This is a genomic window from Roseovarius salincola (assembly GCF_026891095.1).
GTDB classification, from domain to species: domain Bacteria; phylum Pseudomonadota; class Alphaproteobacteria; order Rhodobacterales; family Rhodobacteraceae; genus Roseovarius; species Roseovarius salincola.
In genome coordinates this window covers 282,908-307,547 of record NZ_JAPTNL010000002.1, presented here as the reverse complement: position 1 = coordinate 307,547, position 24,640 = coordinate 282,908, and the positions used below count along the sequence as shown (strand labels likewise).

Genomic DNA, 24,640 nt, shown 5'->3' with positions numbered 1-24,640 from the left:
TCGCAATGAGATAGCGGGCGCGCCGCCGCGCACCGCTCTTGTCACAAGAATATGATCAAATTATCCGCTGTCAATCGAATCAGCGCGCCGCGTCCGGCGCGCCCAGAGACTGGCGCACCTGTTCCATGCCCTGAATCACATCCTCGCGAATTGCCCGCGCCGCGGCCTCGGCATCGCCCGCGCGCATTGCCGCAAGGAGGTCCTTGTGCTTGTCCGGCAGGTTCTGGGTGCCCATCCTGCCGCAGACCACGCGCAGCGACGGGCCGAATCGCAGCCACAGACCGTCCGCCACATCCGCGAGGATCGGGGCATCGGCCAATTCATAGATCCGCTGGTGAAACCGGTAGTTCCGCTCAAGATATCCGCGCAGATCGCCCCGGCGAATCGCCTCGTCGAGCGCCGCGTCCATCTCTGTCAGTTCATCGAGGTCATGCGCGTCGGCCCGTTCGGTGGCGCGCTGGCTCAGATGCGGATCAAGCCACTGACGTGCCACGATTAATTCGCTGATATTGCCCGCACTCAACAGCGGGACGCTTACGCGGCGGTTGCCTTGGAATTCCAGAGCGCCTTCGCTGATCAGGCGGCGAATCGCCTCGCGCACAGGGGTCATCCCGGCGCCAAGGCGATCGGTCAGCCCCTGGATCGTCACAGCCTGCCCCGGCGCCAGATCGCCGAACAGTACAAGATCGCGCAGCTGGCGGTAAATCAGCTCATGCGCGGGCAGCCGCCCCTTGTCAGGGGCGGAACTGGTCATTTTAGCGGCAGCCTTGTTCATGTTTCGGGCCTCCAGCCACCTTATCGACACAACCGACCTTGCGAGTTTAACGGCTGCGTGGAAACATTGCTATATTGCCATGAGCGGAAAATTTTGATCAAATCCGCCATCAAGGCTGCAAAAAGCGCCGAACCAACGGGAGACAATAATGCGAAAGCTGATTCTGACCACCACCGCGACTCTGGCCTTGGGTGCGCTCAGCGCCACGGCGCAGGAAGTACGCGTTTACAACTGGTCCGACTATATCGACGAGGACCTGCTTGAGAAATTCGAGGAAGAGACCGGCCTGAAGCTGGTCTATGACGTGTTCGACAGCAATGAGGTCCTGGAAACCAAGATGCTGGCGGGCGGTTCGGGTTACGATGTCGTCGTGCCTTCGGGCACTTTCCTGCAGCGCCAGATCTCGGCCGGGGCCTTCCAGAAGCTGGACCCGTCGAAGCTGCCGAATCTGGACAAAATGTGGGACGTGGTCGAACAGCGCACCGCGCAATATGACCCCGACAACGCCTATTCCATCAACTACATGTGGGGCACCACCGGGATCGGTGTGAATGTTGGCAAGGTAACGGAACTGCTGGGCGAAGACGCCCCGATCGACAGCTGGGAGCTGGTCTTCAACCCCGAGAACATGGACAAGCTGGCCGAATGCGGCGTGCATTTCCTTGACGCGCCCGCCGAGATGATTCCCGCCGCGCTGAAGTATATCGGCGAAGACCCCGACAGCCATGATCCCGACGTGATCGCCAAGGTCGAGGAGGTCTATGCACCCGTCCGCGCGAACATCCAGAAGTTCCACAGCTCGGAATACATCAACGCGCTGGCCAATGGCGATATCTGCGTCGCGGTCGGCTGGTCGGGCGATATCCTTCAGGCGCGCGACCGCGCCGACGAGGCCGACAACGGTGTCGAGATCGCCTATAACGCCCCCAAAGAAGGCGCGCAGATGTGGTTTGACCAGATGGCGATTCCCGTCGATGCGCCCAACCCCGAAGGCGCGCATACATTCCTGAACTTCATCATGGATGCCGAGAACATGGCGGCGGCGTCGAACTATGTCTATTACGCCAACGGCAACAAGGCCTCGCAGGAATACCTGGTCGAGGATGTGATCGAAGACCCGGCGATCTATCCGTCCGAAGAGGCGATGAACAACCTGTTCACCACCACGCCCTATCCGGCCAAGGTGCAGCGCGTCGTGACGCGCCTTTGGACCAAGATCAAATCGGGCACCTGACGCCCCTACATGGCCCGCGCGACCTGATCGCGCGGGCCTTCTTTCTCCGACAGGTGGGACAGGCATGGGCCAGACCGTATTCGAGCCGTGGAACGACCCGAACGAAAAACCGCTGATCCAGTTCAAGGGCGTCACCAAGCGCTTTGGCGAATTCACCGCCATCGACAACCAGACACTCGATATATTTCCGAAGGAGTTCTTTGCGCTGCTTGGCCCGTCGGGCTGCGGCAAGACCACGATGATGCGGATGCTGGCCGGTTTCGAAACCCCGACCGAGGGCACGATCCTGCTGGCCGGTCAGAACATCGCGCCGATCCCGCCCAACAAGCGGGCGGTCAACATGATGTTCCAGTCCTATGCGCTGTTCCCGCATCTGTCGGTCTGGGACAATATCGCATTCGGGCTCAAGCGCGACGGCATGAGCAAGCAGGCCATCGGCGACCGCGTGGCCGAGATGCTTAAACTCACCCGGCTCGAGAAATTCGCGCGCCGCAAGCCGCACCAGATTTCGGGCGGGCAACGGCAGCGCGTGGCGTTGGCGCGCAGCCTTGCCAAGGCGCCCAAACTGCTGCTTCTGGATGAACCGTTGGGCGCGCTTGACGCCAAGCTGCGCCAGGACACGCAGTTCGAGCTGATGGATATCCAGGAAAAGACCGGCACCACCTTTGTGATCGTGACCCACGATCAGGAAGAGGCGATGACCGTCGCCAGCCGCGTCGCGGTCATGGATCACGGCCGGATCGTGCAGGCCGATACCCCGGCGCGCATCTATGAGAACCCCAATTCCGTCTATGTCGCGGATTTCATCGGCGATGTGACGATCATCGAAGGCACCGCGAAACGCGCCGCAGACGGCTATGACATCACCTTCGCCGAAGGCCAGCCCGCCCTGCATGCGGTGTCGGATGTGCAGCTAACGCAAGGCCAGCGCTGCTACCTGGCGATCCGGCCCGAAAAAGTCTCTATCACGGCGCAAAAGCCCGAAGACAAGCGCAATGCGCTCAAGGGCAAGATCCTGGATATCGCCTATCTCGGCAACCTTTCGACCTATCACGTCGAGCTGCCGACCGGGCAGATCATCAAGGCCCAGACCGCCAATACCCGCCGCCTGTCGCGCCGTGCCCTCACCTGGGGGGACGAGGTTTGGCTTGGCTGGACCGACACCGCAGCCGTCCTGCTGGAGCACTAGGCGATGCGGCGCGCGGTACTCATCCTCACCCCGTATCTGTGGTTGCTGGCGCTGTTTCTCGTGCCGTTCATCATCGTGCTGAAGATCAGCCTCAGCGATACCGCACTGGCGATTCCGCCCTATACCCCGACGCTGGATTTCGCTGCGGGCTGGCAGGGATTCAAGGATTTCCTCGGCGCGCTGGATCTCGAGAATTTCACCTTCCTGAGCACCGACGATCTTTACTGGAAAGCCTATCTTTCGTCGGTCAGGATCGCGCTGATCGCCACCATGCTGACGCTGCTGGTGGGCTATCCCATTGCCTATGGCATGGCCCGCGCGCCCGAACATTGGCGCGCGACGCTGATGCTTCTGGTGATCCTGCCGTTCTGGACCAGTTTCCTGATCCGTGTCTATTCGTGGATGGGGATCCTTTCGGGCGAGGGGTATCTCAACCAGTTCCTGCTCTGGACGGGGTTGATTTCCGAGCCGCTGACCATCCTCAACACGCCCGTCGCGGTCTATATCGGTATCGTCTATACCTATCTGCCCTTCATGATCCTGCCGATCTATGCCGCACTGGAACGGATGGATGGATCCCTTCTGGAGGCGGCCGAGGACCTGGGCTGTTCACGGGTCACGGCCTTCTGGCTGATCACCATACCGCTCAGCAAGAACGGCATCATCGCGGGCTGTTTCCTGGTCTTCATCCCGACGATCGGCGAATTCGTGATTCCCTCGCTTCTGGGCGGGTCGCAGACGCTGATGATCGGCAAGGTCCTGTGGGAGGAGTTCTTCAACAACCGTGACTGGCCGGTGGCCTCGGCGGTGGCTGTGATCCTGCTTCTGATCCTGATCATCCCGATCATCCTGTTCCAGCGCAACGAACAGAAACAGCGGGAGGCCGACGGATGAGACGCCTGACATGGTTCAACGTCACCTCGCTGACGCTCGGCTTTGCCTTCCTTTACCTGCCGATGGTGCTTCTGATCGTCTACAGCTTCAACGAATCCAAGCTGGTCACGGTCTGGGCCGGGTTCTCGACCAAGTGGTATGGCACCCTGCTGCGCAACGAGGCGTTTCTGGATGCCGCATGGGTCACGGTGCAGGTGGCCTTCGTCAGTTCCTCCATCGCCACGGTTCTGGGGACGATGGCGGCCTATGTCATGGTGCGCGGCGGGCGGTTCCTGGGGCGCACGCTGTTTTCCGGGATGATCTATGCGCCGCTGGTGATGCCCGAGGTGATAACAGGCCTGTCGCTGTTGCTGCTGTTCATCGGGATCGGGCTGGATCGCGGCATACTCACGATCATCCTGGCGCATACGACATTTTCGATGTGCTATGTTTCGGTTGTGGTCTCGTCGCGGCTGGTCAGCTTTGACCGCTCGCTGGAAGAGGCGGCGTTGGATCTGGGCTGCTCGCCGATGCAGGCCTTCCGGCTGGTCACCTTGCCGATCATCGCGCCGGCGGTCATCTCGGGCTGGCTTCTGGCGTTCACGCTGTCGCTTGATGATCTTGTGATCGCGTCATTCACCGCCGGTCCGTCGGCCACCACATTGCCGATCAAGATCTGGTCGTCGATCCGGCTGGGCGTCAGCCCCGAGATCAACGCGCTTTCGACCATCCTGATTGCCGTAGTCTCGGTCGGGGTCATCACCGCGTCGATCATCACCAAGCGCTCGGCCTTGCGCCAGCAGGCCGAGGAACGCGCCGCAGAGCGCCTATGAAACGGATCTTTCCCGAACATACCTATGGCGCGGCCCCGCGCGAAAGCTGCTATTGGGCCGATACAGTCACGAATCCGGCCTTTTCCACCGCCCAAGGCCCGCTTGCCTGCGATGTCGCCGTGATCGGCGGGGGCTTTACCGGGCTGTCCGCGGCGCTGCATCTGGCCGAAGCGGGCGCCGACGTCGCCCTGCTCGAGGCCGAAACCCCAGGCTGGGGTGCATCGGGGCGCAATGGCGGCTTTTGCTGTCTTGGCGGTTTCGGCGCACCCGACAACGTGATCGCCAAACTCCATGGCGATGCCGCGCGCCAGGAGGCGCGACGTGGTGAGATGGCCGCCGTTGCCACCGTCGAATCGCTCATCGAGCGGCACGCGCTGGACGTGGACAGGCATTCGCGCGGCGAGTCTGTCATGGGCTTCACCGCGAAATCCCTGATCGGTTTCGAGGCCGAATGCCGCCGCATCGAAGCCGATCTGAGCGTCACCCCTGAGATCACTCCACCTGAACGGCTCGCCGAAAAGGGCATGACCGGCCCGTTTCACTGCGCCATGACCATTCCGGTCGGATTCGCGCTGAACCCGGCTAAATACGCATTGGGGCTGGCCCGCGCCGCGCAGGATGCCGGGGCGCGCATCTTCGCCAACAGCGCGGTCAGGCGGATCGACCAGGGCAACGGCTTCACCTTGCATACCGACGCCGCACAGATCACCGCCAAGCGCCTGATCGTGGCGACCAACGGCTATTCGTCAGACGATCTTCCAGATTGGATGCGCGCCCGCTACCTGCCCGCGCAATCCAACGTCCTTGTCACCCGCACCCTCTCGGAGGCGGAGATCGCCGAACAGGGCTGGTCGACCGGTCAGATGGCTTATGACGAGCGGTTCTTTCTGCACTATTTCCGGCTGATGCCCAATCGGCGCTTTCTGTTCGGGATGCGCGGCGGGCTTTTCAGCTCGGCGGCCGCGGATGCCGGAATGCACAGCACCATCCGCAGCCATTTCGAACGCATGTTTCCTGCCTGGGCGCATGTGGACACACCCTATAGCTGGAATGGCCTCTTGAGCCTGTCGCGCGACATGACACCTTATGCCGGGCCGATCCCCGAGATGCCCGGCGCCTTCACCGCGCTCAGCTATCAGGGCAACGGGGTGGCGATGGCGAGCCATGCGGGCGTGATCCTGGCCGATCTTGCGCAGGGCAGACCGCCGCATGCCGACTGGCCCCAGATCATGCGAAAACCGCCCCGACGCTTCCCACTGGGGCGGTTCCGGCGCGCCTGGCTCTGGCCACCCTATGCGGTGGCCAGGATCATGGGTGACTGAAAACAGGCTCTAAACCTGCGGCGTTCGCGCCGATCTGGCGCGCCCGCGCTTCAGCCCCAGATGCCGTTCTCGCAGGATGATGACAAGCCCCGCAACGATCACAAGCGCCGCACCGATCAACATCTGCATCGTTGGCACCTCGCTGAAGACGAAATACCCGATCAGCAGTGCAAACAGCATCGAAGCGTAATCAAACGGCGCCACGACGCTGGCATCCGCGAAACGATAGGCCGCCGTCATGAATATCTGCGCAGACCCCCCGAGAAGCCCTGCAAGGATCAACAGGATGATCTCGGTGCCGCCCGGAACGACCCAGCCGAACGGGATCGTCAGCAGCGACAGGCAGGTCGAGGTGAGCGAGAAATAGAACACGATCGCGCTGGTCTGTTCGGTCGCCACCATCTTGCGGATATAGATATGCGCCAGCGCCGCGCAGGTCGCACCGAGCAGGACCATAACGGCGCCGACCGCCTGCACGGTCTCGACGGTCTCGCCCGCCAGCGCGCTCATCCTTGGCGACAGCACCACCAGCACCCCCGCCAGCCCCAAGGCCACCGCACCGAAGCGGAACACGCCGACGCGCTCATCAAGGAACATCGCAGCGAAGACCACGGTCAGGAGCGGTGCGGCATAGCTGAGCGCCGTCACCTCGGGCAGCGGCAAGAGGCCGAGACCGCCAAACATCAGCCCCATCGCCGCCGTGCCCACGAAACCGCGCCAGAAATGACCCATCGGCGATTTCACCCGAAGACCGGTTTGCAGATCACCCCGCAAGGCCAGCCAACCCAGGATCACCGGGATGGCGAAGAATGAGCGGAAGAATACCGCCTGTCCCGGCGGCACATGATCGGCTGTCGCCTTGATCAGCGCCGACATGATGACGAACAGGATGACGGAAATCAGTTTCAGGGCGATGCCCTTGAATGGGCTCATGGGCGCGACTCCTTGCCGCTTATCCATGCGACGCGGCGCGCCCAAGGTCAATTGCCACCCGCGCGCGCCCGTGCATTGCGCGCTTTCGCGGAATGCATATCAGGCTCTGTTACAGCCTGATATGCTCTGTTTCATCAGCCGGTTTTCTTGGGCGCCGCGTGTTTCAGCACCCAGTCGGGGCGCGGAAAATGGCAGGTATAGCCATTGGGAAAGCGCCTCAGGTAATCCTGATGTTCGGGCTCCGCCTCCCAGAAATCGCCGACCGGCTCGATCTCGGTCGCGACCTTGCCGGGCCATTGCCCCGAGGCTTCCACATCCGCGATGGTGCGTTCCGCCTCGTGTTTCTGGTCCGCATCGACGTAATAGATCGCCGAGCGATAGCTCATCCCGAAATCGTTGCCCTGCTGATTGGGCGTGGTCGGATCGTGGATCTGAAAGAAGAACTCCAGAAGATCACGATAGCTGATTCGCGCGGGATCGTAGATGATCTCGATTCCCTCGGCATGGGTGCCATGGTTGCGATAGGTGGCGTTCGGCACATCGCCGCCGGTATACCCGACGCGCGTGCTGATCACCCCGTCAAGCTTGCGGATCAGGTCCTGCATGCCCCAGAAACAGCCTCCGGCCAGAACTGCGCGTTCCGTCATGTCACGTCCTCCACTTGGTCCAGGTAGTCGCCATAGCCTTCAGCCTCCATGTCGTCGCGATGGATGAACCTCAGGCTTGCCGAGTTGATGCAATAGCGCAAGCCGCCACGATCCACGGGACCATCGGGAAACACATGCCCCAGATGGCTGTCGCCATGGGCGCTGCGCACCTCGACGCGCTCCATCCCGTGGCTGCTGTCGCGCAATTCGTTGATATGGGCGGGTTCGATGGGCTTGGTGAAGCTGGGCCAGCCGCAACCCGACTCGTATTTGTCGCCCGATGCGAAAAGCGGCTCGCCCGACACCACATCCACGTAGATGCCCGGCTCCTTGTTCTGAAGATACCTGCCGGTGCCGGGGCGCTCGGTGCCGTTTTCCTGCGTCACCCAATAGCTGTCCGGATCCAGCGCGGCGATGGCATCGGGGTTTCGTTCATACTTGGCCATTGATGCGCTCCATTGTCCTGTGTTTGACAAGATGGGGCAAATGCGCCGGGATAAAAGGGTTGTCTGGGTTTGAGCGGCTCAAAGCGCGATTCGCGGGCGTCCGGTGGCTTCGACGGTGATCTCGGCCTCGAGAAACACCTCGCGCCCCTCGGCCTCGGCGCTGCGCAACTGGCGGCTGGCCTCGATATGGATATCCTCGGCTCCCGCAGCGATCGCCTGACTGCGTGCCTCGGCCTCAAGCGCGGCCTGAAGCGCGTGCATCGCGGCCTCGGGGGCCGGGTAATCCTCGGGTCCGGTTTCAAGGTGAACGCGGTACTTGCCCTGATCGGGCGAGGTGACCGTGCCGCTGCGCCGGATCATGACACGCCCGACCACGGCGCCGATGGCATTGGCGACACCGGCATGTTCCGGCAGGATCATCCTGCATCCCAGTCGCTCGCCCACGGCAGGGTAATAGCTGGCGGCCGACGCGCCCAGCCCGACAACCGGCACGTTCAGCCCGGTTTCCAGCCGCACCAACCCGCGATGCCCGGCCAGCCCCTTCTGCATCAGCACATGGCGCGACAGCTCTTCGGGGGGCAGGCCGAAATCATCATCCTCTTCGGCAAAAGCAGCCTCTAACAAGGCGAAACCGGTCTGATATGTCAGGCATTCAACGATCATCTGCGCAAGAAGCAGCGGGTTTGGCGACAGCATGTTCCCATCCCCCAGGCGCTTGCGCCCGGTCAGCGCCAGCGCCTTCTGAGCGGCTTCTGCGTCCCAGCTGTCAAGCTGCCCCAGAACATGGCTCGCATCCGAGGGCGTGACCCCCGAAAGCTGCACAAACCCGCGCGCCACCAGCCGCCGCAACACCTGACCGTCCAGCCGCGTGCGCAGCACCACGCCAAGGGGCCTGACCTGCGCGCCGATCCTGTCCAACAGCTCGGCCTCGCGCCCTGAGAGGGCGTCGGTCTCAGCACCACGCACCGCGCGAACGAAACGGGCGTCATGCTCGCCGGGCACCGTGCGGCGAAGTTGGTCGTCGAGCGCGTCATGCACCACCTTGGGTGCTTCCCACGCCATGAGGCTGACCGGAACGAGCCGCTGCGGCCCCAGCACCAGACCGCCTTTCAGCCCCTCGTCGCGGATATGCACCTCGCTGTCGCCACCCAGCCCGGTGGTGCGCATCGCCACCGCCTCGACCATGGTGCGCCACGGGCCGACCCGCGCGCCAGCCGGGTCGATCAACGGCTTGCCATCGCGCAACACCGCCACATCGGTGGTGGTGCCGCCGATATCCGATACCAGCGCATGATCCGCGCCCGTCAGCCAGCGCGCCCCCACGATACTGGCGGCGGGGCCGCTCAGGATGGTCTCGATGGGTTTTTCGCGCGCCTGCCGGGCCGAGATCAGCGCGCCGTCGCCGCGCACCACCATCATCGGCGCGGTGATGCCATGCGCGCGCAACGTGCCTTCGGCCCGGTCGATCAGCCGCGCGATCATCCCGATGAGTCGCGCGTTGAGCAGCGCCGTCAGCGCCCGTTTCGGCCCGTTGAGCCGCGCCGACAGGTCATGCGAACAGGAAACGGGCCGCGCGGTGACGCCACGGATGATCTGGGCGGCGCGCAGTTCATGCGCCGGGTTGCGGGTGGCGAATTGCGACGCCACGGCAAAGGCGGATATGCCTGAAACAGTCTCTAACCATGCGCAAAGCGCGGTTTCGTCCAACGGTGCGGCTTCGACCCCGGCATGGCTGTGACCGCCTGCCAGAACCAAAGCCGGATCGCCCGCAAGCGCCTCGTTCAGCCCATGCGCCGCAAGGTCATTCTCGCCGAACCCGATATAGACAAGGCCCGCGCGCGCGCCCTGACCTTCGACCAGCGCATTGGTCGCGAGCGTGGTGGACAGCGACGCCAGCCCGATCTCTTCGGGGGCGGCGCCGCTCTGCTCAAGGACGGCGGCAATCGCCGCGCCGATCCCCTCGGCCAGATCGTGGCGGGTGGTCAGCGCCTTGGCCTGCGCGATGATCTCGCGTTCATCATGCCCGATCAGAACGGCATCGGTATAGGTTCCGCCCGTATCCACACCCAACAACAACGCCATCCGCCTGCCCCTTGCCTGCTTCAATGGCGGTTTAGCGGGTTTTCGCGTTCAATCCATCCCGTTTGCGTCATGCGCCAGTCGCATCACAGCCCAGCGGGCCGCATCGGCGACGGTTTCGTCGGGATCGTCGCGCAAACCCTGCGCCACATCGCGCAGCGACGGGTCGGCGGAATTGCCGATGGCATAAAGGACATTGCGCACAAAGCGGTCGCGCCCGATCCGCTTGATCGGCGAGCCCGAGAACATCGCGCGGAAACCGGCATCATTAAGCGCCGCCAGTTCGGCCAGCTTGGGGGCCTGAAGATCATCCCGCGCGTGATAGCGCGCCTCGCTTGCCTCCTGCGCGAACTTGTTCCAGGGGCAGACGGCAAGGCAATCGTCGCAACCATAGATCCGGTTGCCCATCAACGGGCGCAGTTCTGGATCGACCGGGCCTTTGTGCTCGATGGTCAGGTAGGAAATGCAGCGCCGCGCGTCCAGCTGATAGGGCGCGGGAAAGGCATCGGTCGGACAGACATCAAGACAGGCCCGGCACGACCCGCAATGATCGCTCTCGGCCATGTCGGCTTCGAGGTCGAGCGTGGTAAAGACCGAGCCGATAAAGAACCAGCTTCCCAGATCGCGGCTGACAAGGTTTGTGTGCTTGCCCTGCCATCCAAGGCCCGCAGCCTGCCCCAGCGGCTTTTCCGGCACCGGTGCGGTATCGACGAACACCTTCACTTCGCCGCCCGCCTCGGCGATCAGCCACCGCGCCAGCCGCTTGAGCCGCTTCTTGACGATATCGTGGTAATCCTTGTTTCGGGCATAAACAGAGACTGTCCCGACATCCCCTTGCGCCAGCGTCGCGCGCGGGTCGCCGTCAGGCGTATAGCTTTCGCCCAGCACGATCACCGAGCGCGCCTCGGGCCACAAGGCCGCTGGGTCGCCGCGCCAATGGCTGCGCTCGGCCAGCCAGCCCATCTGCCCGTGATAGCCCTTGTCCAGAAACGCCTTCAGGCGGGGCGGCACATGGCGCACGTCCCAGGGGCGGCAGATCCGGGCCATGTCGAAGCCTTCGGCCCGGGCCCGAGCGATCAGCTTGTCCTTCAGCATATCCATGACTGTAACGCGCCGGGCGCGGGGCCAATGCCCCCGGCTTCAGAAATCGAGGTCGGCATAATGCGCGGGCGGCGGGAATCCCGGCACCTGATCGGCCAGAATGCCGCGAAAGGCCGGGCGCGACTTGATCTTGGCATACCAATCCTTGACGGTCTCGCTGCGCGTCCAGTCCACATCGCTGATATAATCGAGCGCGCTGATATGCGCGGCGGCGGCGAAATCAGCCAACGTCATCGCATCACCCGCCAGCCAGCGGCGACGGTCCAGCAGCCAGGTCATGTAATCTAGGTGATACTTGATCGCCTTGGCGCCCGCCTTGACATTGGTGCTGTCGGGAAAGCCGAGCCCCATGACCTTCTTGTTGACCCGCTCGTAAAGCAGTTTCGAGGTGACTTCGGAATGGAACTTGTCATCGAACCACGAAACCAGCCTGCGCACCTCGTAACGCGCTTCGGGGGCCCTGGGCATCAGCACCGGGTCGGGGTACTTCTCTTCGATATACTCGCAGATCGCGCCGCTTTCCGCCATGGTCATGGCATCGAGCTTGAGCACCGGCACCTTGCCGGCCGGGTTGCGCCGCAGGAAATCGGGATCCTTTTCCCAGTAGCGTTCCTCGATCAACTCGCATTCGATCTTCTTCTCCGCCAGGCTCAGCCGCACCTTGCGACAGAACGGCGACAAAGGAACGTGATATAGCTTGGCCATGTCTCGAGAGAACCTGTTCGTATTCTGAATACCCCTCCATGCCGTGAATGGGTCGGGTTTTCAATCCTCGAAACAGTTCGTGCGCCCGTCCCGGTCGATCGTTGCCGCCCCGTCCATGATCCCTGCTGCGCGCTTGCGCAGCCAGACACTGGGTTGCGAGGCCGATCTCCCCTTGGGGTCGGGCAAGACCGCAGCCAGCCGCGCGGCCTGCACCGCGCTCAGCTCGGATGGGGCGACGCCGAAATAATGCCGCGCGGCGGCGGCAACGCCGAACACACCCTCGTCGAACTCGGCCACGTTCAGATACACCTCGATGATGCGCCGCTTGGGCCACATGATCTCGACTATGGGCGTGATCGCGGCCTCGAGCGCCTTTCGCGGCCAGCTGCGCCCATGCCAGAGATAGACATTCTTCACCACCTGCTGGCTGAGGGTCGATGCCCCACGGTTACTGCCCGCCTCGATCGCGGTGCGGATGGCCTGCATGTCAAAGCCCCAATGCAGGCAGAAATTCGCATCCTCGGCCGCCACGACCGAGCGCGCCATCTCGGGAGCCATCGCATCGAGCGGCACCCAGAGATGGTCGATACCACCCAGCCGTCGCGCCTCCTGCCCCATGTAGAAGCTGCGCGGCGGGTCGATTTCGCGGTGCGCCGCCACGGTGCCGGCCACGATCACCCCCGCGATCAGGCTCAGCCTGACGCTCCAGCGACGAAGCCCCCGCACCGGGCGGAAACCCGATGCGGCCCTGCGCGATGCCTTTGTCGATCTGCTCTTTGCCATCTTTCCAGCTATAGACAGGAGCGCCGCCCCCGGTAAAGCGAAACGCCGCGCAGAGCACTGAAAACGGGGCCTTGACGGCGCGGGGTCAGACCGCCTCGACGAGCGACCGGATCGCTGGCTGCAGATGGTAAAGCGTCGAGGCGGGCATCGTGGACGAAATCACCGCGCCAGCGTCGTCGCATGTATCGAACCAGCCGCCCGGCACGGCGCGGTTCAGGTAATCCCGTGCGATCCGCTCCATCATCGCTTCGGGCGCGTCCTGCGCGGCAAGGGCGTGGCCACGCTGGCGCATGACCACTGCTGCACGCAGGTATTCCAGCTGTGGCCACAGGCGGCGGGTGGCGACAGGCGGGTCCGCGCGATCAGGCAGAAAACCCGCCGCTGTCTTTCGGGGCGCCAGCGCGGCAAACAGGCGCTCGGGAACAGCCCCCGGCGACCTGCCCGTCACCTGCTGATAGCGGTGCAGAAGATAGATCCATTCGGCCATATGACCGGGCTCGACCGATTGCTGCGCCCCGGTCACGGGGCGGAAATCCGCGTCGAAATACTCCAGTATCCGGCCGTCATTCTGCAGAAACAGGGTCGAGAAGAGATCCTAGCATTCCTTGGCGATCGTCAGGAACCGCGGCGCGCCGGTGACGTGGTAAAGCTCGGTTGCGGCCTCAAAGAGATGCATATGCGGGTTCTGGCGACGCGGCAGGACACGCTGCGCGGTTTCGAACCAGCCGCGCGGCGCCTTCAGAGCGGCAAGCGCGAATTCCAGCCGGGGCAGATCACCCGCGCGCAAGCGGCCCAGCGGCAGCAGCGCCGAAGCCGCCAGAAGCATGAATGCCAGATCGTACAGATCGTGCGGCGCGCTGCGGATATTCAGGCGATTGTCGAAACGCGCCGCCAACCGTCCGCTTTGCGGGCAGAACCCGTGATCCATCGCATGACGGAACTGGCGTTCACCCAGATCAACAAGCGCGGGCTGGCCGCTGGTGACAAAGCAATAGGCCTGACGGGCCAGCACGCGCAACCTGCGATCACTGCCAAAGAGCGGCCGCCCGGCATGATCCAGCCCCTCCCAGACAATGCCGGTGGCCGGGTCGATCCCCCGGCCAGACCAGAGCGGATAAGCGGCCTCCTCAAGCCAATGGGCGTAATCAGCGGCGATCCCTGAGATCAGCATCATCCACCCCGCCCTTGTTTGCGATTGCGTGCCCAGCCGCGCACATGGCGCAATGCACGCAGCATCCGAATGTCGTAAAGCCCGCTGCGCGCCGCCCAATCCGTTGGCGCCCGCCGGGGCGTTGCCGCAAATGTCGCCCCCTCGCGCGAAGGCGCCAGCGGCAGCAGGTCATCAAGCATCGTGTCATCGCTTGCACGCGACAGGCTGACATCGCCACGCTGCATCAACGCCTCGAGGATGGCGCGATCAAGATCCGGCGCGTGCAGCCTTTCATCCGCGCCCCTCTGGCCAAGATCCTGACCCATAAGGGCACGGCATTGCGGACCGGGGCGATAGATATAGCGCTGAGTTGCGCCATAAAGGTCGAGTCCGGCCAGAACGATACGGTCCATCCCGAGGCCATGCGCCATCAGCACGGCATATGTGCCTGTCATCGGCTTGCGCTGATGGTGTGCGACGAGGCTGTCCACGACCTTCCCGACATGTGCGTCCCGATAGCCCATGGGCCGGAACAGAGACTTGAATCGCCGGCGTCCGGCACGAATCACCGCCGGGTTGTGGCTGGTCCACGCGCGCAGGTCATAGTCATGCCGGCAACGCCACAGTGTTTCGAACATGAAGGGCGCGACACGAGGGTCGCCTGCCATCACCGCCATATCCACCTGCCGACCCAGAAAATGCCGGGGCTCGAAAAAGAAATTGTTGGTCCGAAACACCGTGTCCCCGGCCAGAACACGCCCTGGCGCAATCCTTTCCAGCGACGGGCCGTTTCCGCCCACGACGGCCAAGGGCGCGCTCAACGCGCAAGCCCCGCCGCCAGAAGCGCATCCGCGATCGCCCGAAGCGCGCCCGCGCCACCCGGTTGCGGCAGGACCCAGTCGGCTATGGCCAGGATGTCGGGGTGGCTGTCACTGGGGCAGGCCGACAGCCCCGCCGCCAGCATCGCCGCCTTGTCGTTCACGTCATTGCCCACATAAAGCAGCGCGCTTTGCTCAAGCCCGTGATCCGCCAGCCAAGTGCGCAGCGCGCCCGGCTTGTCATCCACAGCTTGCATCACCGGCAGCTTCAGCTTGGCGGCACGGCGCGTCACCACCGGGTTGCGTTCCTTGGACAGGATCAGCATGCGCCACGCACCCGCCTCGCGCAGCATCGACAGGCCCAGCCCGTCACCGCGCGAGACGCGCACGCTTTCGACGCCGTTCTCGTCCATGGTGACAAGGTTGTCGGTATGCACACCGTCGAAATCCATCACGATCGCGCGCACCCGCCTTAGCCGGCCAACCCCGATCGGCGCACCGCCCCGTTGCCGGGCAATCGCGTTGCACAGCGCCAGATCGTCCTCGCTGTCGATCTCGACCGGGGGATGGCTCAGTTGGCAGAGCGCGACCTTGCCGCAAAACCGATGGCCAGTTCGGGCAAACGCCGCAGCATCGACGCAATAGATCGCGCCGCTTTCGCGGAATGAAGGCGCAAGATCCTGGCGCCGCTGGCGCGGCTGGTTATGGGCGTGATTGGTGCCGATACCGAACCCCTGCGCATCGCGATGCCACAGAAACGAATGATCCTCGATCACCGAAAGCGCGCAATCCGCGCCCTGATCCTGCATCGCGGCAAGGCACGCCTCGATATCATCGCCGGTGGTGAAGGGCGAAGTGCATTGCAGAAATACCAGACGTTTCAGCCCCGGCATGTCACGGCACAGGGTCGTCAGCGCATGCAGCCAACCCGTTTCGGAACTGGCGCTGTCCCCGGCAAGTTCGGCGGGCCGCTCGATGACATGCGCACCGTGCTCGCGTGCCTCGAGGGCAATGAGGGGATCGTCGGTGGAGACATAAACATTGCCCACGGATGGCGCCGCCACCCCCGCCCGCACAGAACGGGCAATCAGCGACACCCCGTCGATGCGCCGGAGATTCTTGCCGACAACCCCTTTGGAGCCGCCACGCGCCAGCACGATGCAGGCGGTTTGCAGTTGCGCAGCGGTGGAAATCCCCGTGTTCATGATACCCTACCAAAGCAGCGCGCCGCCGCGAACCGATGAACAGAACTGATCACACAATGCACTGGCTTAGGTGAATCCAGCCCAATTTACAAGAGAGTGACGTAGATATATACATCTCTTAAGTTGTATCTCCTGAGTAGATTAATGATCAAGAACCTTAAGAAAACCTTTCTGGTTCAGAGGATCTATCGCCTTTCGCGAAACTCCCTGTTGGGTTTGCCGCTGCGCGCCCTCGTCCGGCTGTTGCGCCATGATGGCGCGAATGTGGCCTATTGGTCACGGACCAACCGGCGCCACAACCGCGCGCAGCGGGCAGTTCTTGCCCGCTTCGAAGCGGAAACGGGCAAACGCCCATGACCAGACGCGCCCCTCGCATACTGCTTCTCTTTTCGGACGATTCGACCCTGATCTTTGCCGCACGGATGCGCGGCCTTCTGCGTAACGCCGACGCACCTTCCGAGATCGTCATGGGCGCCTACCTGCCCGAGACGGCCCTTTCGGACCGCCAGCTGCGCCAGTTTCTTCCCGACGGCCGCTATGAGATCCTGGACAAACCCGCCCTGACCGAGGCGCTGATGGGAGGCCATTACGACGCCATTGTGACAAGCCGCGTCTACGGTCATCTGGATTTCATGCTATCCAAGGCGCTCAACCGCCAGAAAGCAGGACGCGCACGTGTCATCGCATTTCTGGGCGGGCTCGATTTCTTTCCGCATCGCGGCATGCGCAACCGGCGCAATTGCGATGCGGTCTACCTGTTTCCGCGCAGTGCCTGCGACAGGTTCCACGCCACCGAGGTCCGCCCCGCGACACCCGAGATCCCGGCATGGCCGCATGTCGGCTTCGGCCACCCCGCCTTCCTGCATCCGCAAAAGACGCCGACCGCCACCCTCCCCGAGAAAGGCGACATCTATTTCTTCACCCAGGCGCTCAGCCCCTCGACCGCGCGCGGGCGGATGCACATGCTCAAGGTCATGGCCGCCATAGCGCGGCGCAATCCGGATCGCACGGTCTGGATCAAGCTGCGCCACCTTCCCAACGAGAATACCCGCCACCTGCACCGCGAAAGGCATGACTATCCTTCGCTTGCAGAACATTCCCCCGATCTGCCCGCGAACCTGAAACTGACCGCCTGCACCATGGACGAGGCGATGCGCAACGCGGCGCTGGGGATCACCTGCACCTCGACCGCCGCGATCGACCTCGTGCGCGAGGGGGTGGCCACGATCATTCATCTCGATTATCTTGACCGGTCGCTCGACCCGCTGGTCGCGCCGATGCAGCGCCTGTTTGCGGACAGCAACCTGATCCGGCCACTGGACGATCTGCTGCACCTGCGCTTCTCACCGCCCGATCCAGGCTGGCTGTCACGGATGTTCTGCCCCCCGGATCTGGGGGCGGATGTGCTGCGCGTCATCAGCATGCTCAACGCGCCTGCGCGCCCTGCGGCCGCACATGACAAGAAGTCTCGGACAGCAACGCAACCTTAACCTGATTTACGGTTTTAATACTATCGCATTGGTGATAGGACCGGCGCAGTTAATGATTGTTCCGGGTAAGACATGTTCGACAACAAACGCATCCTCGTGACCGGCGGCACCGGGTCCTTCGGCAATCGTTTCATCTCGACCCTGCTTGCCGACTATTCCCCCTCCGCCGTCATCGTCTACAGCCGCGACGAACTCAAGCAATACGAGATGCAGCAAAGATTCCCCGACGAATCCCGCCTGCGCTATTTCATCGGCGATGTACGCGACGGGCGGCGCATGACCGAAGCGATGGAGAAGGTCGATTTCGTCGTTCATGCAGCCGCGCTCAAACAGGTGCCCGCAGCCGAATACAACCCGATCGAGTGCATCCGCACCAACATCACCGGCGCCGAGAACGTCATCCGCGCGGCCATCGACCAAGGTGTCGAGAAAGTTGTCGCCCTGTCCACCGACAAGGCCGCTAAACCGATCAACCTCTACGGCGCAACGAAACTGGTCTCGGACAAGCTGTTCGTATCGGCCAACAACACGGTCGGAGAAAATCGCACCCGCTTTGCCGTGGTGCGATATGGCAACGTGGTGGGGTCACGCGGTTCGGTCATCCCCTTCTTTCACCGCATGATCGAGGGAGGCGCCAATTTCCTGCCGATCACCGATGACCGCATGACCCGATTCTGGATCACGCTCGATCAGGGCGTTGATTTCGTGGTCAAGGCGTTCGAGCGCATGTGGGGCGGCGAAATTTTCGTGCCCCGCATCCCCAGCACGCGGATCACCGATCTGGCACAGGCAATGGCCCCCGATCTCGAACACCGTGTCGTCGGCATCCGCCCCGGCGAAAAACTGCACGAGGTCATGTGCCCCGAAGAGGACGCGCACCAGACCGTCCAGTTCCAGGATTTCTTCTCGATCACCCCGACCATCAAGTTCAACGACGCCGGGGTCGATTTCGCCACCACCCGCCTGGGCGAAACCGGCGCGCCGGTCGGGCCTGAATTCGAATACAATTCCGGCAACAATCCGGTGTTCCTGAATCACCGGGAAATCGTCGCTCTGCTGAACGAAACAGGGTTCGGGCGGTGATACCCTATGGGCGTCAGTCGATCAGCGACAAGGATGTCGCCGCGGTCGTCGATGTCCTGCATTCTGATTTCCTGACCCAGGGGCCGGCGGTGCCGCGCTTTGAACAAGCCTTGCGCGCCACCTGCAAGGTACCCAATGCCATTGCCGTCAACAGCGCCACCTCGGCGCTGCATATCGCCTGTCTTGGGCTGGGGCTCGGCCCCGGCAAGCGCCTCTGGACCTCGCCCAACAGCTTCGTTGCCTCGGCCAATGCAGGCCGGCTTTGCGGCGCGGATGTGGATTTCGTGGATATCGACCCGGCGACCCTCAATCTCTGTGCGACGCGCCTCAGCGACATGCTCGAACAAGCGCGCCGCGACGGGACGCTGCCCCATATCGTGATGCCGGTGCATTTCGGCGGGCAATCTTGCGACATGCGCGCGATCCATGCGCTGTCCGATGAATACGGCTTTCACGTGATCGAAGACGCCTCTCACGCGATTGGCGCCAGTTATGAGGGCGCCCCGGTCGGCGATTGCAGATTCTCGGATGCCTGCGTATTTTCCTTTCACCCGGTCAAGATCATCACCACCGCCGAAGGCGGCATCGTCACCACGCGCGACGATGCGTTGGCGGCCCGCCTTCAGATGCTGCGAAGTCATGGTGTCACCCGCGATCCCGGAAGCATGACCAGTGACGGCCACGGACCCTGGTATTACCAGCAGCTTGATCTGGGCCTGAATTACCGCATGACAGACCTGCAAGCCGCGCTCGGCGCCAGCCAGATCGAGCGTCTGGACCGTTTCGTCAAACAGCGCCATCACCGCGCCAGGCGCTATGACGAGGCGCTTGAAGAGCTGCCCCTGCGCCTACAGCAGCGTGAAACCGCGAACCGCTCGGCGCTGCATCTCTATCCCGTGCAGCTTGACCCGGCGCTGCCTGAACGCGCCTCGCTGCGCCTGCGCCTCTTTGACATGCTGCGCAAGGACGGAATCGGCGTGAACGTCCACTACATCCCGATCCACACGCAGCCCTATTACCGCGGGCTCGGCTTTAGCGACGGGCACTGCCCCGAGGCCGAGTCCTATTACGAGGGCGCGCTGTCGCTTCCGCTGCATCCGCAACTCACCAGGCAGGAACAATCCCGCGTCATCGAAAGCCTGCGCAACGGCCTCGGGACACTCGGGTTGTCCTAGGGCAGGCGCATCCGGCCAACAAAGACATAGGTGCATCATGGCAATCGCCGTCATTCCGGCAAGGGCAGGGTCAAAGCGCGTTCCACAGAAGAACATCGCGGATATCTGCGGTCGTCCGATGATCGCATGGACGATTTCCAACGCGCTGACTTCGAACGCCTTCGACGAGGTCGTGGTCAGCACCGATTGCCCCAGCATTGCCGGTATCGCAAAAGCCGCCGGCGCCGATGTACCGGGCCTGCGTCCGCCGGATCTGTCGGATGATCATACGCCGCTCGATGTGGTGATGCGCAATTTCGCCCAGACCACCGATCAGCGTCATGACTGGATCTGCATGATCTACGCGACCGCGCTCCTGCTTGAGCCCGCGACCCTCGCGCGGGCCGCCGATCTGGCCGGGCAGGCCGCGCAAGGCGAAGATTTCGTGATGTCGCTCCTTCCCTTTCCGCATCCTCCGCAACGCGCCGTCGCGCTCGAAGGCGGCATCGTCCGCATGATCGCCCCCGAACATGCCCGCACCCGCACGCAGGATCTGCCGCCACGCCTGCATGACGCGGCGCAATTCGTGTTCGGGCGCCGTCAGGCGTGGCTTGACGGCAAGACCGTCTGGAACAGCCGCACGCGCGGTATCGCTCTGTCCCCGGCCGAGGCCATCGACATCGACCTGCCCGCCGATATCGACATCGCGCGGGCGCTGATGGCCGGCCGCATCGCCTCACAGGAGTCCCCGTCATGAGACTCGATCAGAATCTCGAACAGTTCACACTGCGGATCGCGGTCGATAGCGACAAGGAGGATATCAGGCGCTGGCGCAACCAGCCGCATGTGCGCGCCTCGATGATTAACCAGGACGAGATACCGCCCGAGACGCATATGATCTGGTGGGACAAGACGAAATCCGATCCGGCCAGACGTGTCTTTCTGCTCTGTTTCGGCGCCACGCCGGTCGCCGTTCTCAATTTCTTCGACATAACCAGCGATGGCTCGGCATGGTGGGGTTTCTACCTTACCGACCAGACCGCACCCGATCACGATGAACTGACCATCTGGTTGACGGTGGAAAGCATCGCGCTGCGCTACGCGTTCGAACGTCTCAACCTGCGCTGGCTGCTATGCGAAACGCGCGCAACCAATACGCCCGTGCTGATGCTGCATGACAGGTTCGGCTTCGAGACCCTGCCATCCGATGATTTCGCCAACGCTGTTGAACACGATCTTGTGGTCAAACGTCTCAACCGCGATACCTATGACAGCTGCAAGGACCATCTGATTGCGCCGCAGATCACCGCCATCAACCTGCCCGATGATCCCCATCCGCCTCAACTTCCCCGGCTCGCGTTCATCGGGGCAGCCAACTGGGACGAGGTCGCCGCCAATCTGTCGGGCAGCATCGAGGCTCATTGCCCTCTGCGCCTGAAGACGCATGTGCCCCCGTTCGGGCAGGGGGTCCTGGAGCTGCTCACACCCGGCTCTGATATGGCGGAAAACCCGCCCGACTACCTTGTGTTCTGCGACCGGGCCGAGGACTTCCTGCCGCCCCTGACACCCGCCACAGAAACCGCGATCTCAGAGATGGAAAGCCGCTTTGACGTCTACTTGGATGATATCCGCCGCTTGCGCGAAATGTATGGCGGGCATTTCCTGGTCCATGACCTGCATCTGGTGCGTCCGCATGTGCAAAGCCTGAATGACATGACCGCCCGGCAAGGCCCGCTGAACGCCGCCATCGACCGGATGAACCGCGAACTGGCGCAAACCTGCACCGAACTGGCCGATTGCACGCTTCTGCCGGTGTCACGAATCATTGAACAGATCGGCCATGACGCCGCGGATTCGGGCAAGTACTGGCTAATGGGCCGTTTTCCCTATGGCCCGCGCTTCACCCCGGCCTATCACCGCCTGCTGACCGGCGCGCTGATGGCGCTGCACGGGCTGACGGCGCGGGCTTTGGTACTCGATCTCGACAATACGCTCTGGGGCGGCGTGATCGGCGATGACGGCACCTTCGGCATCCAGCTTGGCAGCGATTACCCCGGCAACCAGTTCACCGCCTTTCAGCATTTCGTGAAATCCCTCTCCGGGCGCGGCCTTGTCCTGACGCTTTGCAGCAAGAATACCGAAAACACCGCACTGGCCGCGTTCCGCGATCATCCCGACATGGTCCTGTGCGAAAGTGACCTTCTGACCCACCGGATCAACTGGTCTGCGAAATCCGCCAACATCGCCGAGATCGCCGCCGAGATCGACCTTGGCCCCGGATCGCTCATGTTCATCGACGACAACCCGATGGAACGCGAGGAAGTGCGCCAGAACCTGCCCGGTGTGATTGTCCCCGAAATGCCCGCCGACGTGGCGCAATGGCCCGGCTTCCTTGCCAGCCACCCCGCACTTTGCGCACTGCAACTGCTGGATCAGGACAGGGATCGCGCCACGAAATACAGGATTCGCCAGCAGATCCTGCAAGTCGAGCAAAGCGCACCCGACAAACAGAGCTTTCTGCGCAAACTCGGCATGAAGATCGAGATCGCCACCATGCGCGACGCCACCCGCGCGCGGGCGCTGCAGCTGTTTGCCAAGACCAATCAGTTCAACACCACGACGATCCGGTATTCAGAACAGAAATTAGATACTATTCGGGCCGAAAACGGTGATATCCTGACTGTTCGGATCAAAGACAAATTCGGCTCGGACGAGGTGATCGCGGCGCTGGTCGTGACCTATGGGGCCACGGTCCCCGATGCGGCCCGCATCGAGAATTTCGTCATGTCTTGTCGGGTCCTCGGACGCGGCGTCGAGACGGCGATCCTGGCCGAGATATGCCGTCGCGCCTTGGCGCGCGGCTGCGCCACGCTGCTTGGCCCGATTGTCGAAACCGAGCGCAACCAACCTTGCCGCGATGTCTATGCCCGCCACGATTTTGCCGCGCAGCCGGACGGAGTCTTCGCGTGCGCGCTCGACAAGCCTGTGGCGTTTCCGGATTGGTTCGAATACATCTCAAGCGTGTAGTTTACGAGGTTCACGATGTTTGCAGAGATCGGCGCGCTCTGGGTCGACCATGTCGCCGTCACCACCGACCGTTTCGAAGACACCTCCCGGCATTACCTCGCCATGCCCAATGCGCGCGTGCTGCGAGGCCCCGGCTGGAACGCCGCCCAGAAGGTGCATTTCCTCTTCGTCGGATTCGGGGGCGACCTCTGCATCGAGATCCTCGGCCTGCCTGAAGACGGCGACTCACCCATAGCGGCCCATGCCGCCTCAGGTGGCGGTGCCTATCACCTTTGTCATGCCGTCGCCGATCTCGATGCCGCGCTGGCCATTGCCGGGCGATCTGGTTGTCGCGTCGTTGCGGCAGCGAAACACGACGATGCCTATGACGGGCGGCGCGTCGCCTTCCTGATGCACCCGGCACATGGCCTCTTCGAACTGGTCGAGGCGTATGGATCCCTTTGGCCGCAATCCCAGATTGCACCCGCGCCCGCGCCGGCGGCCGCCAGTTCCGATACCGATATGGCCCGGACGCTGCAGGAGGCTTTCGCCAGCATCTTTCCCGGCGCTTTGCCCAATGATCCGGCGCAATGGCGCGCGACAGAGATGAAACACTGGGATTCTCTTCAGCACATGCGCCTCATCATGGAGATCGAACGCCGCTTCGATGTGACGCTGCCCTCGCAGATGCTGGGCGAACTCAAAAGCTACGATGCCTTTCTGTCCGCGCTCGGGGGCCTTCCGGATGGCTGACATGGCAACCGCACCGGTCATTGCGATCCGCGCCGACGGCACCCCCATGATCGGGTCGGGGCATATCCGCCGCGTCGGAATCCTTGCCGGTCATCTGCGCGAATGCGGCCTGTTTCCCGTACTTTTGTGCAACCCCGAAGCGCCCGATCTCTTTCCCGACGCGCTCCAGTCTTTTACCGCGGTGCACTGTATCAGTGATGAAGCCGCTGCGCGCACGCTGCTTGCAGACCGCTATCCGCAAGGCATTGCCGGGGTGTTCTTCGATCACTACGGGCTCGATGCCACCGACCACCGCCGCTATCGCAGCATCGCGACCCATCTGTCGGGGATCGACGATCTGGCCAATCGTCCTCTCGATTGGGATATCCTGTTTGACATCAATCTCGGCCGCAGCCCCGCCGATTACGCCAGCCTCCTGCCGCCGCAAACCGCGATCCATACGGGCCGCGACTACCAGATCGTCAGGCCGGAGTTTCTGGAGCGCCGTGATGCCTGCCTGAAAGAGCGCGCAGCGCGCGGCCCAAGGTTGGAACGGGTGCTGATCGCAACGGGCGGCACCGATCCGCATGCCATCACACATACGCTTCTGAACATCACTGCGGCGGCGCTCCCCGACGTTGAAATCGACGTTGTATCAGGTTCTGCTTCGCCTCAACTTGCCCTTCTGCGCGCGGCTGTCGCGCGGCTTGGGCCACGTGTCGCCCTGCATGTGGACACGCCCGACGTAGCAAATCTGATGTGCCGCGCCGACCTCGCTATCGGCGCGGGCGGCACCATGACCTGGGAGCGCAACATGCTGGGCTTGCCCTCGATCATCCTGATCATCGCCGATAATCAGGAAATGGTCGGGCGCGTCATGGCGCGCGAACGCGCCGCGCTCGTCATCGACCTGCGCGCTATCCACAACCCCCGGACCCTGGCCGATCATCTGACGCTGTTCAGGAATGCACCCGAGGATCTCGCCTTTCTGTCGCATCGCGCCGCCATGCTGAGCGGCGCCGACGGGGCGCGCAATATGGCCCGCATCCTGTGCAACGCGCTGGCCGCCAATCCGTAAGACA

At 63.1% G+C, this 24,640-nt stretch carries 22 protein-coding genes and 1 pseudogene; 12 read left to right on the top strand and 11 right to left on the bottom strand.

Going from position 1 to position 24,640, the window contains the following annotated elements; translation table 11 throughout:
- Positions 1–79 precede the first annotated feature (79 nt).
- Positions 80–775: a GntR family transcriptional regulator gene (locus tag N5A93_RS04040; protein WP_372920893.1), complete on the bottom strand. Its 696-nt coding sequence runs from the start codon at positions 773–775 to the stop codon at positions 80–82.
- Between the two features lie 148 nt (positions 776–923).
- Here N5A93_RS04040 and N5A93_RS04035 point away from each other — a divergent pair, with 148 nt between their 5' ends.
- The 5 genes from N5A93_RS04035 to N5A93_RS04015 all read left to right on the top strand — a co-directional run bounded on the left by N5A93_RS04035 (position 924) and on the right by N5A93_RS04015 (position 6,226).
- Complete coding sequence (locus N5A93_RS04035; RefSeq protein ID WP_268953776.1) at positions 924–2,009, top strand: polyamine ABC transporter substrate-binding protein; 1,086 nt, start codon at positions 924–926, stop codon at positions 2,007–2,009.
- A 64-nt stretch (positions 2,010–2,073) separates the two neighbouring features.
- Positions 2,074–3,198: an ABC transporter ATP-binding protein gene (locus tag N5A93_RS04030; RefSeq protein WP_268953775.1), complete on the top strand. Its 1,125-nt coding sequence runs from the start codon at positions 2,074–2,076 to the stop codon at positions 3,196–3,198.
- A gap of 3 nt (positions 3,199–3,201) precedes the next feature.
- Positions 3,202–4,092: an ABC transporter permease subunit gene (locus tag N5A93_RS04025; protein ID WP_268953774.1), complete on the top strand. Its 891-nt coding sequence runs from the start codon at positions 3,202–3,204 to the stop codon at positions 4,090–4,092.
- Complete coding sequence (locus tag N5A93_RS04020; RefSeq protein ID WP_268953773.1) at positions 4,089–4,904, top strand: ABC transporter permease; 816 nt, start codon at positions 4,089–4,091, stop codon at positions 4,902–4,904. The genes N5A93_RS04025 and N5A93_RS04020 overlap by 4 nt, the downstream gene beginning before the upstream one ends.
- Positions 4,901–6,226, top strand: a complete 1,326-nt coding sequence (locus N5A93_RS04015; RefSeq protein ID WP_268953772.1) for an NAD(P)/FAD-dependent oxidoreductase — start codon at positions 4,901–4,903, stop codon at positions 6,224–6,226. Before N5A93_RS04020 ends, N5A93_RS04015 begins: the two co-directional genes overlap by 4 nt.
- Before the next feature lie 9 nt (positions 6,227–6,235).
- On the opposite strand, the gene N5A93_RS04010 is transcribed toward N5A93_RS04015, so the two are convergent.
- The 10 genes and pseudogenes from N5A93_RS04010 to N5A93_RS03965 form a co-directional block, all read right to left on the bottom strand.
- Positions 6,236–7,159 carry a DMT family transporter gene (locus tag N5A93_RS04010; RefSeq protein WP_268953771.1) on the bottom strand — a complete coding sequence of 308 codons (924 nt, stop codon included), beginning with the start codon at positions 7,157–7,159 and terminating at the stop codon, positions 6,236–6,238.
- A 134-nt stretch (positions 7,160–7,293) separates the two neighbouring features.
- Positions 7,294–7,806, bottom strand: a complete 513-nt coding sequence (gene msrA / locus N5A93_RS04005; protein ID WP_268953770.1) for a peptide-methionine (S)-S-oxide reductase MsrA — start codon at positions 7,804–7,806, stop codon at positions 7,294–7,296.
- Positions 7,803–8,252 carry a peptide-methionine (R)-S-oxide reductase MsrB gene (msrB, locus tag N5A93_RS04000; RefSeq protein WP_268953769.1) on the bottom strand — a complete coding sequence of 150 codons (450 nt, stop codon included), beginning with the start codon at positions 8,250–8,252 and terminating at the stop codon, positions 7,803–7,805. Before msrB ends, msrA begins: the two co-directional genes overlap by 4 nt.
- A gap of 78 nt (positions 8,253–8,330) precedes the next feature.
- Positions 8,331–10,334, bottom strand: a complete 2,004-nt coding sequence (locus N5A93_RS03995; RefSeq protein WP_268953768.1) for a hydantoinase/oxoprolinase N-terminal domain-containing protein — start codon at positions 10,332–10,334, stop codon at positions 8,331–8,333.
- Positions 10,335–10,382: 48 nt separating this feature from the next.
- Positions 10,383–11,432, bottom strand: a complete 1,050-nt coding sequence (gene queG, locus N5A93_RS03990) for a tRNA epoxyqueuosine(34) reductase QueG (RefSeq protein ID WP_268953767.1) — start codon at positions 11,430–11,432, stop codon at positions 10,383–10,385.
- Positions 11,433–11,471: 39 nt separating this feature from the next.
- Positions 11,472–12,137 carry an FtsZ-binding protein FzlA gene (fzlA, locus tag N5A93_RS03985; protein WP_268953766.1) on the bottom strand — a complete coding sequence of 222 codons (666 nt, stop codon included), beginning with the start codon at positions 12,135–12,137 and terminating at the stop codon, positions 11,472–11,474.
- A gap of 60 nt (positions 12,138–12,197) precedes the next feature.
- A complete protein-coding gene (gene mtgA, locus N5A93_RS03980) occupies positions 12,198–12,920 on the bottom strand; it encodes a monofunctional biosynthetic peptidoglycan transglycosylase (protein ID WP_268953765.1) in 723 nt (240 codons plus the stop codon).
- Between the two features lie 85 nt (positions 12,921–13,005).
- Positions 13,006–14,091, bottom strand: a pseudogene (locus N5A93_RS03975) (AGE family epimerase/isomerase).
- Entirely contained in the window at positions 14,091–14,891 is an 801-nt protein-coding gene (locus tag N5A93_RS03970) for an alpha-2,3-sialyltransferase (protein WP_268953764.1), read from the bottom strand. The pseudogene N5A93_RS03975 and the gene N5A93_RS03970 overlap by 1 nt, the downstream one beginning before the upstream one ends.
- Positions 14,888–16,093, bottom strand: a complete 1,206-nt coding sequence (locus tag N5A93_RS03965; RefSeq protein ID WP_268953763.1) for an acylneuraminate cytidylyltransferase — start codon at positions 16,091–16,093, stop codon at positions 14,888–14,890. The genes N5A93_RS03970 and N5A93_RS03965 overlap by 4 nt, the downstream gene beginning before the upstream one ends.
- Before the next feature lie 353 nt (positions 16,094–16,446).
- On the opposite strand from N5A93_RS03965, the gene N5A93_RS03960 reads away from it, so the two are divergent.
- The 7 genes from N5A93_RS03960 (at position 16,447) to pseG (ending at position 24,636) form a co-directional block, all read left to right on the top strand.
- Positions 16,447–17,583, top strand: coding sequence for a DUF6716 putative glycosyltransferase (locus N5A93_RS03960; RefSeq protein ID WP_268953762.1), 1,137 nt, complete (start codon positions 16,447–16,449; stop codon positions 17,581–17,583).
- 72 nt (positions 17,584–17,655) lie between these two features.
- Positions 17,656–18,666: a UDP-N-acetylglucosamine 4,6-dehydratase (inverting) gene (gene pseB, locus N5A93_RS03955; protein ID WP_268953761.1), complete on the top strand. Its 1,011-nt coding sequence runs from the start codon at positions 17,656–17,658 to the stop codon at positions 18,664–18,666.
- Entirely contained in the window at positions 18,663–19,841 is a 1,179-nt protein-coding gene (pseC, locus tag N5A93_RS03950) for a UDP-4-amino-4,6-dideoxy-N-acetyl-beta-L-altrosamine transaminase (protein WP_268953760.1), read from the top strand. The genes pseB and pseC overlap by 4 nt, the downstream gene beginning before the upstream one ends.
- A gap of 37 nt (positions 19,842–19,878) precedes the next feature.
- Positions 19,879–20,577, top strand: a complete 699-nt coding sequence (gene pseF, locus N5A93_RS03945; RefSeq protein ID WP_268953759.1) for a pseudaminic acid cytidylyltransferase — start codon at positions 19,879–19,881, stop codon at positions 20,575–20,577.
- Positions 20,574–22,847 (top strand): HAD-IIIC family phosphatase, encoded by a 2,274-nt coding sequence (locus N5A93_RS03940; RefSeq protein ID WP_268953758.1) that lies wholly within the window; start codon positions 20,574–20,576, stop codon positions 22,845–22,847. Before pseF ends, N5A93_RS03940 begins: the two co-directional genes overlap by 4 nt.
- A gap of 15 nt (positions 22,848–22,862) precedes the next feature.
- On the top strand, positions 22,863–23,579 hold the full coding sequence (locus tag N5A93_RS03935; RefSeq protein ID WP_268953757.1) for a VOC family protein: 717 nt from the start codon (positions 22,863–22,865) through the stop codon (positions 23,577–23,579).
- On the top strand, positions 23,572–24,636 hold the full coding sequence (pseG, locus tag N5A93_RS03930; RefSeq protein WP_268953756.1) for a UDP-2,4-diacetamido-2,4,6-trideoxy-beta-L-altropyranose hydrolase: 1,065 nt from the start codon (positions 23,572–23,574) through the stop codon (positions 24,634–24,636). Before N5A93_RS03935 ends, pseG begins: the two co-directional genes overlap by 8 nt.
- Positions 24,637–24,640: the final 4 nt, after the last annotated feature.